The organism is Pseudomonas lundensis (genome assembly GCF_002269125.1).
Classification (GTDB): domain Bacteria; phylum Pseudomonadota; class Gammaproteobacteria; order Pseudomonadales; family Pseudomonadaceae; genus Aquipseudomonas; species Aquipseudomonas lundensis_A.
In genome coordinates this window covers 78,963-91,396 of record NZ_NQKI01000018.1, presented here as the reverse complement: position 1 = coordinate 91,396, position 12,434 = coordinate 78,963, and the positions used below count along the sequence as shown (strand labels likewise).

At 54.9% G+C, this 12,434-nt stretch carries 13 protein-coding genes; 8 read left to right on the top strand and 5 right to left on the bottom strand.

Going from position 1 to position 12,434, the window contains the following annotated elements; translation table 11 throughout:
- Positions 1-221: 221 nt before the first annotated feature.
- Together CJF39_RS13030 and CJF39_RS13025 are read right to left on the bottom strand one after the other, a co-directional pair.
- On the bottom strand, positions 222-1,439 hold the full coding sequence (locus CJF39_RS13030; protein ID WP_094993791.1) for an argininosuccinate synthase: 1,218 nt from the start codon (positions 1,437-1,439) through the stop codon (positions 222-224).
- Positions 1,440-1,567: 128 nt separating this feature from the next.
- Positions 1,568-2,473, bottom strand: coding sequence for a flagellar protein MotY (locus tag CJF39_RS13025; RefSeq protein ID WP_094993790.1), 906 nt, complete (start codon positions 2,471-2,473; stop codon positions 1,568-1,570).
- A 155-nt stretch (positions 2,474-2,628) separates the two neighbouring features.
- Between CJF39_RS13025 and pyrC the strand changes: the two genes are divergently transcribed.
- Together pyrC and rnt are read left to right on the top strand one after the other, a co-directional pair.
- Entirely contained in the window at positions 2,629-3,675 is a 1,047-nt protein-coding gene (pyrC, locus tag CJF39_RS13020; protein ID WP_094993789.1) for a dihydroorotase, read from the top strand.
- Positions 3,672-4,343, top strand: coding sequence for a ribonuclease T (gene rnt / locus CJF39_RS13015; RefSeq protein WP_094993788.1), 672 nt, complete (start codon positions 3,672-3,674; stop codon positions 4,341-4,343). The genes pyrC and rnt overlap by 4 nt, the downstream gene beginning before the upstream one ends.
- A gap of 72 nt (positions 4,344-4,415) precedes the next feature.
- Here rnt and CJF39_RS13010 read toward each other — a convergent pair whose 3' ends face one another.
- Entirely contained in the window at positions 4,416-5,018 is a 603-nt protein-coding gene (locus tag CJF39_RS13010) for a peroxiredoxin (RefSeq protein WP_047274004.1), read from the bottom strand.
- Positions 5,019-5,296: 278 nt separating this feature from the next.
- Between CJF39_RS13010 and CJF39_RS13005 the strand changes: the two genes are divergently transcribed.
- Both CJF39_RS13005 and bfr read left to right on the top strand, forming a co-directional pair.
- Positions 5,297-5,515: a bacterioferritin-associated ferredoxin gene (locus tag CJF39_RS13005; protein WP_094993787.1), complete on the top strand. Its 219-nt coding sequence runs from the start codon at positions 5,297-5,299 to the stop codon at positions 5,513-5,515.
- A gap of 199 nt (positions 5,516-5,714) precedes the next feature.
- On the top strand, positions 5,715-6,185 hold the full coding sequence (gene bfr, locus CJF39_RS13000) for a bacterioferritin (protein WP_094993786.1): 471 nt from the start codon (positions 5,715-5,717) through the stop codon (positions 6,183-6,185).
- A gap of 93 nt (positions 6,186-6,278) precedes the next feature.
- Here bfr and grxD read toward each other — a convergent pair whose 3' ends face one another.
- Positions 6,279-6,620 carry a Grx4 family monothiol glutaredoxin gene (grxD, locus tag CJF39_RS12995; RefSeq protein WP_094993785.1) on the bottom strand — a complete coding sequence of 114 codons (342 nt, stop codon included), beginning with the start codon at positions 6,618-6,620 and terminating at the stop codon, positions 6,279-6,281.
- 389 nt (positions 6,621-7,009) lie between these two features.
- Between grxD and argF the strand changes: the two genes are divergently transcribed.
- Together argF and CJF39_RS12985 are read left to right on the top strand one after the other, a co-directional pair.
- Entirely contained in the window at positions 7,010-7,930 is a 921-nt protein-coding gene (argF, locus tag CJF39_RS12990) for an ornithine carbamoyltransferase (RefSeq protein WP_094993784.1), read from the top strand.
- Complete coding sequence (locus CJF39_RS12985; RefSeq protein ID WP_094993783.1) at positions 7,927-9,036, top strand: ABC transporter ATP-binding protein; 1,110 nt, start codon at positions 7,927-7,929, stop codon at positions 9,034-9,036. The genes argF and CJF39_RS12985 overlap by 4 nt, the downstream gene beginning before the upstream one ends.
- A 44-nt stretch (positions 9,037-9,080) precedes the next feature.
- Here CJF39_RS12985 and ybaK read toward each other — a convergent pair whose 3' ends face one another.
- Positions 9,081-9,551 (bottom strand): Cys-tRNA(Pro) deacylase, encoded by a 471-nt coding sequence (ybaK, locus tag CJF39_RS12980; RefSeq protein WP_094993782.1) that lies wholly within the window; start codon positions 9,549-9,551, stop codon positions 9,081-9,083.
- 379 nt (positions 9,552-9,930) lie between these two features.
- Between ybaK and CJF39_RS12975 the strand changes: the two genes are divergently transcribed.
- Entirely contained in the window at positions 9,931-10,782 is an 852-nt protein-coding gene (locus tag CJF39_RS12975) for an MIP/aquaporin family protein (RefSeq protein ID WP_094993781.1), read from the top strand.
- 87 nt (positions 10,783-10,869) lie between these two features.
- Positions 10,870-12,375, top strand: coding sequence for a glycerol kinase GlpK (gene glpK, locus CJF39_RS12970; protein WP_094993780.1), 1,506 nt, complete (start codon positions 10,870-10,872; stop codon positions 12,373-12,375).
- The last annotated feature ends 59 nt before the right edge of the window (positions 12,376-12,434 follow it).

Here is a 12,434-nt window from a genome sequence, read left to right as displayed (position 1 = left end):
CGTTTTGAGCAAATAGCGCTGCGTGCCGTGCAAATTACGACTTGCCGCCGCCGCGCAGCAAGTTGATCGGAGCATCCTTAGGGGACACAACCACTGTTTTCACCTACAACACCGACACTGACTCACTGAGCATGACACATTGAAATTATTGGCACTTCAAAAGCGCTTTAAAAAAAGCCCCGACCATTGGCCGGGGCTTTTTTTTCAACAGGCGTAGTCGATCAGAACAACGTACGACCCTTATTCGCCGCAATACGCATGCGCAGTGCATTCAGTTTGATAAAACCTGCAGCATCGGCCTGGTTGTAAGCGCCACCATCTTCTTCAAAGGTTGCGATATTCGCATCGAACAACGACTGATCAGACTTACGACCGGTGACGATGACATTACCTTTGTAGAGTTTTAGACGAACGACACCGTTCACGTGAGCTTGGGAGGCATCAATCATCTGCTGCAACATGACGCGCTCAGGGCTCCACCAGTAACCGGTGTAAATCAGGCTGGCGTATTTAGGCATCAACTCATCTTTCAAGTGCGCCACTTCACGGTCCAGCGTAATCGACTCAATCGCACGGTGAGCACGCAGCATGATGGTGCCGCCCGGGGTTTCGTAACAGCCGCGGGACTTCATGCCCACGTAGCGGTTTTCAACGATATCCAGGCGACCGATACCGTTTTCTCCGCCAATGCGGTTCAGGGTAGCCAATACCGTAGCAGGCGTCATTTCAACACCGTCCAACGCCACGATGTCACCATTGCGGTAGGTCAATTCCAGATACGTCGGCGTATTGGGTGCGTCTTCAGGTGACTTGGTCCAGCGCCACATTTCTTCTTCGTGCTCAGTCCAGGTGTCTTCCAGCACACCGCCCTCGTACGAGATATGCAGCAGGTTAGCGTCCATGGAGTAAGGGGATTTTTTCTTACCGTGGCGTTCGATTGGGATTGCATGCTTTTCAGCGTAATCCATCAATTTTTCACGCGAGAGCAGATCCCATTCACGCCAGGGCGCAATCACCTTAACGCCGGGTTTCAGTGCGTAGGCGCCAAGCTCGAAGCGCACCTGATCGTTACCTTTACCTGTGGCACCGTGGGAAATGGCATCAGCGCCCGTTTCGTTAGCGATTTCAATCAGGCGTTTGGCAATCAGCGGACGAGCGATGGAGGTACCCAGCAGGTACTCGCCTTCGTAAACAGTATTGGCACGGAACATCGGGAACACGAAGTCTCGAACAAACTCTTCGCGCAGGTCGTCAATATAGATTTCCTTGACGCCCATGGCTTGCGCCTTGGCACGTGCAGGTTCGACCTCTTCGCCCTGACCCAGGTCAGCGGTAAAGGTTACGACTTCACAGTTATAAGTATCCTGCAGCCACTTCAGGATCACCGAAGTGTCCAGGCCGCCCGAATAAGCCAGAACGACCTTGTTTACGTCCGCCATGCCATCACTCCACGGGTTGTTCGAAAAGCCGAACAGTCTACCGCTCAAGTTGCATAAATTACAGAGGCGCGACAGCTTAAGACGACAAAGCGACAGTTACTTTCATTAGGGCGACGACGGTGTCTGCATTAAGAGACGTTAGCAGGGTGGGTCGTATTTGCAGGAGGAGTCGTTTTTTCCGGCGCGGGAACCCGCTCAAGCCGCACACTGACACGGCGATTTTTTGCACGATTCGCAGCACTGGAGTTACGCACCAACGGGTATTGCTCACCATGAAACCGGAGTGTGATTTGCGACTCTTGAATGCCGTTTTCCTTGAAGAAATCCATGACGGCCAGCGCTCTGCGTCGTGACAAGTCACGATTGGTCAGACGGTTACCGGAATTGTCCGAGTGCCCATCCAGCGTGACATGATTGACCGAGGGATCTGCCTTCATATATTCCACCATAACCAGCAGGTTTGCCCGCGCCTGATTGTCCAGATCAATCCCGCCGCCCGGAAAACCAATCCGACTTTGACGAACCTGCTCGAAATTTTTGGGTAACAACTTGGCCGTACAAGCCTCGTAATCGCTGTACGCCTGGCGAAACTTAACAGGAAGCAAGCGAACTTCAGACGTTCCGCCGGTCGAAGAATAATGCCTGACTAAGGGAGTACGCCCCTCCAGCAAGCCCCGCACGAGGCTGGAGGCCTGAGCCTGAGAACTGCTGAACAGCACTTGACCCCGACCAATCCGGACAGATCCAAGATTGATATCTCCACGCCCCGGCTGCCAAGGTGCAGCGGCCGCCAGCAACGTAGCAGATCCTTCACCCAACAAAGCGTTGAAGGCATTGAGGCGAAAAATAGCTTGTTCACCCGCGCGGCGCACGAATACGCCAGACCCGAAGTCCGTGATCGGCTGGATAAGACGGCACTCGAATTTGTCACCTTCCACCTTCCACTCGATATTCTCCAGACGCGTCTGGAAAGTCAGGGCCATGGCAGGCAGGCTGGCAAACATACTGAGTAGGGCTAGATAACGCTGGCGCACGGGCGGCTCCACAGGCTTGTACTGCAAAAAAACAGCAAACAGATAGACGGCATTCTCAAAAGATATCGGTTAAGCGCCGCAAAACTTGATAGCGAGTGCCTGACAGAGTGTTTTCCGGTAGGATTCGCCTCAGTTTGACCCGCCTGGAATCCCCAATGTCCGACCGCCTGACCCTTCTGCGTCCCGATGACTGGCACATACATCTTCGCGATGGTGCTGTGTTGCCTCACACTGTCGCGGATGTAGCGCGCACTTTTGGCCGCGCCATCATCATGCCCAACCTGGTGCCTCCGGTGCGTAACGCAGCCGAAGCTGATGCCTATCGACAGCGTATTTTGGCCGCTCGCCCTGCGGGTAGCCGCTTCGAGCCGCTGATGGTGCTGTATCTGACTGATCGCACGCAGCCTGAAGACATTCGCGCAGCAAAATCCAGTGGCTTCGTACACGCTGCAAAGCTTTATCCTGCAGGTGCAACGACCAACTCCAACTCTGGTGTCACCAGTATCGACGCTATTTTCCCTGTTCTGGAAACCATGGCTGAAGTCGGCATGCCCTTGTTGATTCACGGCGAAGTGACGCGCGCTAACGTGGATATCTTCGATCGCGAGAAAATCTTCATCGACGAGCACATGCGCCGCGTCGTAGATCGTTTTCCGACACTCAAAGTTGTGTTCGAACACATCACCACGGCTGACGCCGTGCAATTTGTCAACGAAGCTTCAACCCACGTCGGCGCGACGATTACTGCTCACCACCTGCTCTACAACCGCAACCACATGTTGGTGGGTGGTATACGCCCGCACTTTTACTGCCTGCCGATTCTCAAGCGCAACACCCATCAGGAAGCCCTGCTGGATGCTGCAACCAGCGGCAGCGAGAAATTCTTCCTCGGGACTGACTCGGCACCCCATGCCCAGCACGCCAAAGAAGCGGCGTGCGGCTGCGCCGGTTGCTACACCTCGTACGCCGCCATCGAGCTGTACGCCGAAGCTTTTGAACAGCGCAATGCGCTGGACAAGCTGGAAGCTTTTGCCAGCTTGAACGGCCCACGCTTCTACGGATTGGCGCCGAGCACCGAACACATCACCTTGGTTCGCCAGGAGTGGATCGCCCCAACCAGCCTGCCGTTTGGCGAGCTGACCGTAATCCCGCTGCGCGCCGGTGAAAAACTGCGCTGGCGCCTGCTGGAGGAACAGCTGTGAGTGACGACCATTTCGACGACGAACATGAAGGCGGGCATGGCGGACCGCGTCACCCGATGGCGGAACGTTTTCGCGGCTACCTGCCGGTAGTTATTGACGTTGAAACCGGCGGTTTCAACAGTGCGACCGATGCATTGCTGGAAATCGCGGCCGTAACGATCGGCATGGACGAGAAAGGCTTCGTGTTCCCTGAACACACCTATTTCCATCGCGTGGAGCCGTTCGAAGGCGCCAACATTGAGCCTGCGGCGCTCGAGTTTACAGGTATCAAGCTGGATCACCCGTTGCGCATGGCCGTCAGCGAAGAAACGGCCCTGACCGATATCTTCCGCGGTGTTCGCAAAGCCTTGAAAGCCAATGGCTGCAAGCGCGCGATCCTGGTGGGACATAACAGCAGCTTCGACCTCGGTTTTTTGAATGCGGCCGTCGCTCGACTGGACATGAAGCGCAACCCGTTCCACCCCTTCTCGAGTTTCGACACGGCTACGTTGGCGGGTCTGGCTTACGGCCAGACGGTGCTCGCGAAAGCCTGTCAGGCCGCGGACATCGATTTCGATGGGCGCGAAGCTCACTCAGCGCGGTACGACACTGAAAAAACAGCTGAGCTGTTCTGTGGCATCGTCAACAGCTGGAAACAAATGGGCGGCTGGAAAGATTTCGACGACTGAGTCTGACACTTTCTATCGCACATAAAAAAACCGGACAGTGCGTCCGGTTTTTTTATGCCCTTTGACTGACGCTTACAACTTGTCAGCATTCTCGGACAGGTACGCCGCTACGCCCGCAGTAGAAGCGGTCATGCCTTTGTCGCCTTTTTTCCAGTTGGCCGGGCAAACTTCGCCGTGCTCCTCATGGAATTGCAGAGCGTCAACCAGACGCAGCAGTTCGTCCATGTTACGGCCCAGAGGCAGGTCGTTGACGATCTGCGAACGAACAATGCCTTTGTCGTCGATCAGGAATGCGCCACGGAAAGCTACGCCACCTTCGGATTCAACATCGTAGGCTTTGCAGATTTCGTGCTTCATGTCGGCAGCCATGGTGTATTGCACCTGACCGATACCGCCGTTGTTTACCGGCGTGTTGCGCCATGCGTTATGGGTGAAGTGGGAGTCGATGGAGACTGCTACCACTTCCACGTTACGCGCTTTGAACTCAGGAATGCGGTGATCCAGAGCAATCAGCTCGGACGGGCAAACGAACGTGAAGTCCAGCGGGTAGAAGAACACCAGGCCGTATTTGCCTTTGATGGCGGTGGACAGCGTGAAGCTGTCAACGATTTCGCCATTGCCCAAAACGGCGGCGACTGTGAAGTCAGGGGCTTGTTTGCCTACGAGTACGCTCATGGATATCTCCTGATGTGCAGCGTGGTAAACGGGAGCTGGCCAGTCATGGGTAATGACACGGTTAACAATCAGCTCGCGCATGAAAAAAGATCGGCCATCATACACCGGTCGTCGGGTCCGGCCTCCCCCATTTTTTTACACCCAAGAGGGTTGAGCGCCGCACCGTTCGTCAGCGTCGGGAGTTAAACACGCAATCGAGACACAAGTTGCTTTGACAATCATTCTCGTTAACATTAAGATCCTTCGCATTGAATCCCAACCAGCGATGGTTCTTATTTATGTACGTTTGCCTCTGCACTGGCGTCACTGATGGAAAAATTCGAGACGCAATCTATGAAGGTTGCTGCAGCTACCGTGAAGTGCGCGAAGCGACCGGTGTTGCCAGTCAGTGTGGCAAATGTGCGTGCCTGGCCAAGCAAGTGGTGCGCGAAACCCTGACTTCCCTACAAGCCAGTCAGGCAGCCATGAGTTACCCGGCAGAATTTTCAGTCGCCTGATTTCGCCTTTTAAAGAGAACCGGACGTAATGTCCGGTTTTTTTATGCCTTGAATTCAAGTGCTTAGGGTCTAGACGCGGAATACAAACATTCTTATTCCGATTAATTTTAATAGAGTATTCAAATACTTAGGTTTGACAGCTGTAAGTGTGCGGATCAAACTCTTGCGCATATACAGTTAATGAAGGCAGGCCCTCGCGATGAAAGGCGACATTTCAGTCATTCAGCACCTCAATAAAATCCTCGGCAACGAGCTGGTCGCAATCAATCAGTACTTTTTACATGCGCGCATGTATCAAGACTGGGGCCTGGAAAAGTTGGGTGCACACGAATACCACGAGTCCATCGATGAGATGAAGCACGCGGACAAGCTGATCAAACGCATCCTCTTTCTGGAAGGTCTGCCGAACGTACAGGATCTGGGCAAGCTGCATATCGGCGAGCACACCAAGGAAATGCTTGAGTGCGACCTGCGCATCGAGCGCACCGGTCACGCCGATCTCAAAGCAGCCATCGCACATTGCGAAGTTGTGGGTGACTTTGGTAGCCGAGAACTTCTTGAAGACATTCTGGCGTCCGAAGAAGAGCATATTGACTGGCTCGAAACTCAGCTTGGCCTGATTGATAAAGTAGGCCTTGAGAATTATCTGCAATCGCAGATGGGCGAATAAACAGCCTCTCATTCAATAAAAAACCCCGCCCTGTTTAACAGTGGCGGGGTTTTTAATGCGCGCTAATTTATTCAAATCAGCGCGCAAAGACCGTTACGCTTCGGTCTTGGCTGCAGCGGCTTTAGCGGCTGCCTCTTTGATCAGGGTTTGCAACTCACCATTGGCAAACATCTCCGCCATGATGTCGCTGCCGCCGACCAGCTCACCACCGACCCACAATTGCGGGAAGGTTGGCCAATTGGCGTACTTTGGCAAGTTGGCGCGAATTTCCGGATTCTGCAGGATGTCCACGTAAGCGAACTTTTCACCACAGCCCATAACGGCCTGAGCAGCTTTCGCCGAAAAGCCGCACTGCGGGGCATTCGGTGAGCCTTTCATGTAGAGCAGAACGGTGTTGTTGGCAATCTGTTCTTTGATAGTTTCGATGATATCCATGGAGCACCTCGGCTGAACTTTCCGACTCAGTTGTCGGCACGGTGGCGCATTGTAACGGAAACCCAAGCACCACGCTCGGTCTCCCCCACCGACGATAGTCTGCTTCTGCTGCCCATAATTGCCAACCCCGGGTGGGGCAGTGTACAAATGAGCAGCTGAGGGGGCAGGTAAACCACCCATTAGTGATTTCAAGGCACGCGCTCATGCCGCTTGCCCATCGCCTGACACCCCCAAACAACACCCTTATTGGCAAGACGCGACATTTCCTTATAAGATCGCGCCTTCCCCTATTTCGTCGCCCGGTGCGGCTAACGCCGCAGGTCTCGCCCGTTTTCCTGAAAAATCCGGCTTTGAGCATCTGCAGTCGTTGTAAAAAAAGGTAGTTAATGATGAGCGCAAGGCACTTTCTCTCCCTGATGGATTGCACGCCCGAAGAGCTAATCAGCGTGATTCGTCGAGGCATCGAGCTCAAGGACCTGCGCAACCGCGGCGTACTTTTCGAACCTCTGAAAAACCGTGTGCTAGGTATGATTTTTGAAAAGTCATCGACCCGCACCCGTTTGTCATTCGAGGCGGGTATGATTCAGCTCGGCGGTCAGGCCATTTTCCTCTCGCCTCGTGATACCCAACTGGGCCGCGGTGAACCCATCGGCGACTGCGCGATTGTTATGTCGCGCATGCTGGATGCCGTCATGATCCGTACCTTTGCCCACAGCACCCTTACAGAATTTGCTGCCAATTCTCGCGTCCCGGTGATCAACGGCCTCTCAGACGATTTGCACCCCTGCCAATTGTTGGCTGACATGCAAACGTTTCTGGAACACCGCGGTTCGATCAAAGGCAAAACCGTGGCCTGGATCGGTGACGGCAACAATATGTGCAATAGCTATATAGAAGCCGCCACTCAGTTCGACTTCCACCTGCGCATCGCCTGCCCGGAAGGCTACGAACCCAATGCCGAGCTCCTGGCCCAGGCAGGCGAGCGCGTGACCATCGTGCGTGCGCCGCAAGATGCTGTCGCAGGCGCCCACCTTGTCAGCACCGATGTCTGGACCTCCATGGGCCAGGAAGAAGAGACTGCCAAGCGTCTGCAGCAGTTCGCGCCTTATCAAGTTAACAAGGCACTGCTTGATCTGGCGGCCGACGATGTACTGTTCATGCACTGCTTACCCGCGCACCGTGGGGAAGAAATCAGCGAGGACCTGCTGGACGATCCGCGTTCAGTCGCATGGGACCAGGCTGAAAACCGTTTGCACGCGCAAAAAGCGTTGCTCGAATTCCTTGTACAACCGGCGTACCACCACGCATGAGTCAACCTCTTCTGCTTAACCTTCGCGATCTGGCCTGTGGGTACCAAGGCCAAAGCGTTGTACAAAACCTCAATCTGCACCTCAATGCCGGCGACATCGGTTGCCTGTTGGGCTCTTCGGGGTGCGGCAAGACGACCACTCTGCGTGCAATCGCAGGCTTTGAACCGATCCATCAAGGTGAAATCCAGCTGGGTGGCGAGATCATTTCCAGCGCAGGCTTTACCCTCGCGCCGGAGAAACGTCGTATAGGTATGGTGTTTCAGGACTACGCGCTATTTCCTCACCTCAGCGTGGCCGACAACATTGCCTTCGGTATTCGCAAACTGCCGAACAAAGACCGTGTGACGGAAGAACTGCTTGAACTGGTCAACCTGAAAAACCTCGGCAAGCGTTTCCCCCATGAGCTTTCTGGGGGGCAACAGCAGCGCGTTGCACTGGCTCGCGCCCTTGCGCCGGAGCCACAATTGCTTCTGCTGGATGAGCCGTTCTCCAATCTGGATGGTGAGTTACGTCGCAAGCTGAGCCATGAAGTGCGGGATATTTTGAAAGCACGCGGCACCAGCGCGATTTTGGTGACACACGATCAGGAAGAAGCCTTCGCCGTAAGTGATCACGTTGGCGTGTTCAAAGAAGGCAGGCTGGAACAGTGGGATACGCCTTACAACCTTTACCACGAACCGCTGACACCTTACGTGGCGAGCTTTATTGGCCAGGGTTACTTCATTCGCGGCCAGTTACTGAGCCCGGAGTCCGTGCAAACGGAGCTGGGTGTCCTGCAGGGCAACCGCGCATACACATGGCCAACGGGTGGCGCCGTCGATGTGCTGCTGCGCCCGGACGATATCGTCTATGCGCCGGACAGCGACCTGAAAGCCAGAATCATCGGCAAGACCTTCCTCGGCGCATCGACGCTGTATCGCTTGCAACTGTCGACAGGCAGTCAGCTGGAGTCGATTTTCCCAAGCCACGTCGACCATCTTCCAGGCGCAGAAGTGGGCATTCGTGTTGCAGCTGAGCACCTCGTGATGTTCCAAACCAGTGGTAGCACCGCTGCGCAAATTCCCCACTCTGACTCAGGTGTCAGACGTTTCAGCAACGTTCACTGAAACATCTGATACACCGGCGACGTGACTGTCACCTCGCCGGTGTTTCAAGCCCTTCCAATTGCCGCAAAGGTTGCCCGGGTCTGCTCTGCAAGCACTGAGGGCGCCAATTCGACCTCCAGCCCGCGTCGCCCGGCGCTCACATAAATCGTCGCAAACTCCTCAGCGCTGCTGTCTATAAAAGTACGCAAGCGCTTCTTCTGCCCCAGAGGGCTGATCCCGCCCAATAAGTAGCCTGTCGATCGCTGCGCTGCCGCCGGGTCAGCCATTTCAGCTTTTTTAACCCCGGCGGCATGCGCAAGCGCTTTAAGATCCAGGCTTCCGACGACCGGTACCACAGCGACCAGTAATTCACCTTTTTCGCTACTGGCTAGCAACGTCTTAAACACCTGAGCAGGCTCCAGACCAAGCTTTTCCGCAGCTTCATGGCCGTAGGATGCCGCTTTGGGGTCATGCTCGTAGCTGTGTATCCGATGCTCGGCGCGAACTTTTTTCAGCAGATCCAGTGCAGGGGTCATTGGCATTCCTGTCATTTGGTAATGGCACATAATCGCCGGTGATTTTAGGGCAATTCAGGCCTGAAAAGGCGCTGGAACGGGCGTTCCAATTCAAATCCGGGCTGAATCGTTACATCTGGACCTACCGATTTGTAGTCTTTGCTTACAGAAAAACCAATACCAAAACATCCTGCAAAAGTCAGAATGTGAATGCTCGTTCACTTTCGACCTTTGACAGTTGTGTTTCTTGTCTATATTTTTTCGATTCTGAATATATCTGCCAAAATTATGTTCCTATTTACCAGCACACGAAAAACACGGAAAAGCATTTCCCGGTTTTTGTGCAGTTTCACTGCCACCTGACTGACGATGTCAAAAAACAACAAAAATGAGGTTTCACATGACGACTGCATCGCAGCACCCTACGCTTTCAGGCCAGTGTATGGCCGAGTTTCTCGGCACCGCACTTCTTATCTTCTTTGGCACCGGTTGTGTCGCGGCTCTCAAGGTCGCGGGCGCAAGCTTTGGCTTATGGGAAATCAGCATCATCTGGGGTATTGGCGTGAGCATGGCGATTTATCTCACGGCTGGCGTTTCAGGTGCCCACCTGAACCCGGCCGTCAGCATCGCGTTGTGCCTGTTCACCGATTTTGAAAAACGCAAATTGCCTTTTTATATCCTCGCGCAGGTCGCAGGTGCGTTTTGCGCCGCTGCCCTTGTGTACACGCTGTACAGCAACCTGTTCTTCGATTACGAACAAGCCCATCAGATGGTACGCGGCAGTAAAGAGAGCTTGGATCTGGCTTCTGTTTTCTCGACTTATCCGCATCCATCCCTGTCGACGCTGCAAGCCTTTCTCGTGGAAGTGGTGATTACGGCCATCCTGATGGGCGTAATCATGGCCCTGACGGATGATAAAAATGGCCTGCCACGCGGTGCAATGGCACCTTTGCTGATTGGCTTGCTGATTGCGGTCATTGGCAGCTCGATGGGCCCATTGACCGGCTTTGCAATGAACCCTGCACGTGATTTCGGGCCTAAGCTGATGACATTCTTTGCGGGCTGGGGTGAAGTTTCGTTCACCGGCGCACGCGATATTCCTTATTTCCTGGTTCCAATCTTTGCACCCATCGTGGGTGCTTGCCTCGGCGCAGCCATTTACCGCGGGATGATTGCCCGCCACCTGCCTGCCGTCGAACCTGTGGCAACGGATGCCCAAGCAAGCGCTGAGGTGAAAACCCAAGCGTCCTGATATCGACTTATGAAACGGGGCGCACGAGACTCTGCCCGTTTTCTTCTCGCGCCCTGAACCCATTACTTCATTCTGCAAGGCAATCCCATGACCGACATTCAGAATAAGAACTACATTATTGCGCTGGACCAAGGCACCACCAGTTCGCGAGCGATCATCTTTGATCGTGACGCCAACGTGGTCTGCACCGCCCAACGCGAGTTCCAGCAGCATTACCCTCAGGCAGGCTGGGTCGAACACGACCCGATGGAAATTTTCGCGACACAGAGCGCCGTGATGGTAGAAGCCCTCGCGCAAGCGGGCCTGCATCACGATCAAGTCGCCGCCATCGGTATCACCAACCAGCGTGAAACCACTGTGGTCTGGGACAAGGTCAGCGGCCGTCCGATCTACAACGCCATTGTCTGGCAGTGCCGACGCAGCACTGAAATCTGCGAACAGCTCAAGCGTGACGGCCACGAGCAGTACATCAGCGACACCACCGGCCTTGTGACTGACCCGTACTTCTCCGGCACCAAATTGAAGTGGATCCTCGACAACGTCGAAGGTAGCCGCGAACGTGCCCGTAACGGCGAACTGCTGTTCGGTACTGTCGACAGCTGGCTGATCTGGAAATTTACCGGTGGCAAGACACACGTCACCGATTACACCAACGCCTCGCGCACCATGCTCTTCAATATCCACACGCTGGAGTGGGACACGAAGATGCTGGAAGTGCTGGATATCCCGCGTGAAATGTTGCCGGAGGTTAAATCTTCCTCCGAAATCTATGGCCGCACCAAAAGCGGCATCGCTATTGGCGGCATTGCGGGAGACCAACAGGCCGCGCTGTTTGGCCAAATGTGCGTTGAGCCGGGGCAGGCCAAAAATACCTACGGCACCGGTTGCTTCCTGTTGATGAACACCGGCACCAACGCGGTCAAGTCCACCCACGGCATGTTGACCACCATCGCTTGCGGCCCCCGGGGCGAAGTGGCGTATGCGCTGGAAGGCGCAGTGTTCAACGGCGGCTCCACCGTGCAGTGGCTGCGCGATGAACTGAAGATCATCAACGACGCCCACGACACCGAGTACTTCGCCAGCAAGGTCAAGGACAGCAATGGTGTGTACCTGGTACCCGCCTTTACCGGTCTTGGCGCACCGTATTGGGACCCGTATGCACGGGGCGCCTTGTTCGGCCTGACCCGTGGCGTACGCGTCGATCACATTATTCGTGCAGCGCTTGAATCCATTGCCTACCAGACCCGCGATGTTCTGGACGCCATGCAGCAGGATTCCGGCGAACGCCTCAAAGCCCTGCGCGTGGACGGCGGCGCCGTGGCCAATAACTTCCTCATGCAATTTCAAGCTGACATTCTGGGGACCATGGTCGAGCGTCCGCAAATGCGCGAAACCACGGCCTTGGGCGCTGCCTACCTGGCCGGTCTTGCCTGCGGTTTCTGGAGCAGCCTCGACGAATTGCGCGGTAAAGCGGTGATTGAACGCGAGTTCGAACCCACCCTTGAAGAGGCCAGCAAAGAGAAACTTTACACAGGCTGGAAAAAGGCCGTGAGCCGTACCCGCGACTGGGAACCCCACGAAGAAAACAACTAAGCACCACGCGAAACACAGCAGCTGGCGCTTCCCGCGCTGGCTGCTGCCTGCTGACTTCC

Bases quoted from the DNA above. Each gene is read 5' to 3' on its own strand.
- CJF39_RS13030 (WP_094993791.1), bottom strand. From the start codon at position 1,439: ATGGCGGACGTAAACAAGGTCGTTCTGGCTTATTCGGGCGGCCTGGAC.
- pyrC (WP_094993789.1), top strand. From the start codon at position 2,629: ATGTCCGACCGCCTGACCCTTCTGCGTCCCGATGACTGGCACATACAT.
- CJF39_RS13010 (WP_047274004.1), bottom strand. From the start codon at position 5,018: ATGAGCGTACTCGTAGGCAAACAAGCCCCTGACTTCACAGTCGCCGCC.
- CJF39_RS13005 (WP_094993787.1), top strand. From the start codon at position 5,297: ATGTACGTTTGCCTCTGCACTGGCGTCACTGATGGAAAAATTCGAGAC.
- bfr (WP_094993786.1), top strand. From the start codon at position 5,715: ATGAAAGGCGACATTTCAGTCATTCAGCACCTCAATAAAATCCTCGGC.
- grxD (WP_094993785.1), bottom strand. From the start codon at position 6,620: ATGGATATCATCGAAACTATCAAAGAACAGATTGCCAACAACACCGTT.
- argF (WP_094993784.1), top strand. From the start codon at position 7,010: ATGAGCGCAAGGCACTTTCTCTCCCTGATGGATTGCACGCCCGAAGAG.
- CJF39_RS12985 (WP_094993783.1), top strand. From the start codon at position 7,927: ATGAGTCAACCTCTTCTGCTTAACCTTCGCGATCTGGCCTGTGGGTAC.
- ybaK (WP_094993782.1), bottom strand. From the start codon at position 9,551: ATGACCCCTGCACTGGATCTGCTGAAAAAAGTTCGCGCCGAGCATCGG.
- CJF39_RS12975 (WP_094993781.1), top strand. From the start codon at position 9,931: ATGACGACTGCATCGCAGCACCCTACGCTTTCAGGCCAGTGTATGGCC.
- glpK (WP_094993780.1), top strand. From the start codon at position 10,870: ATGACCGACATTCAGAATAAGAACTACATTATTGCGCTGGACCAAGGC.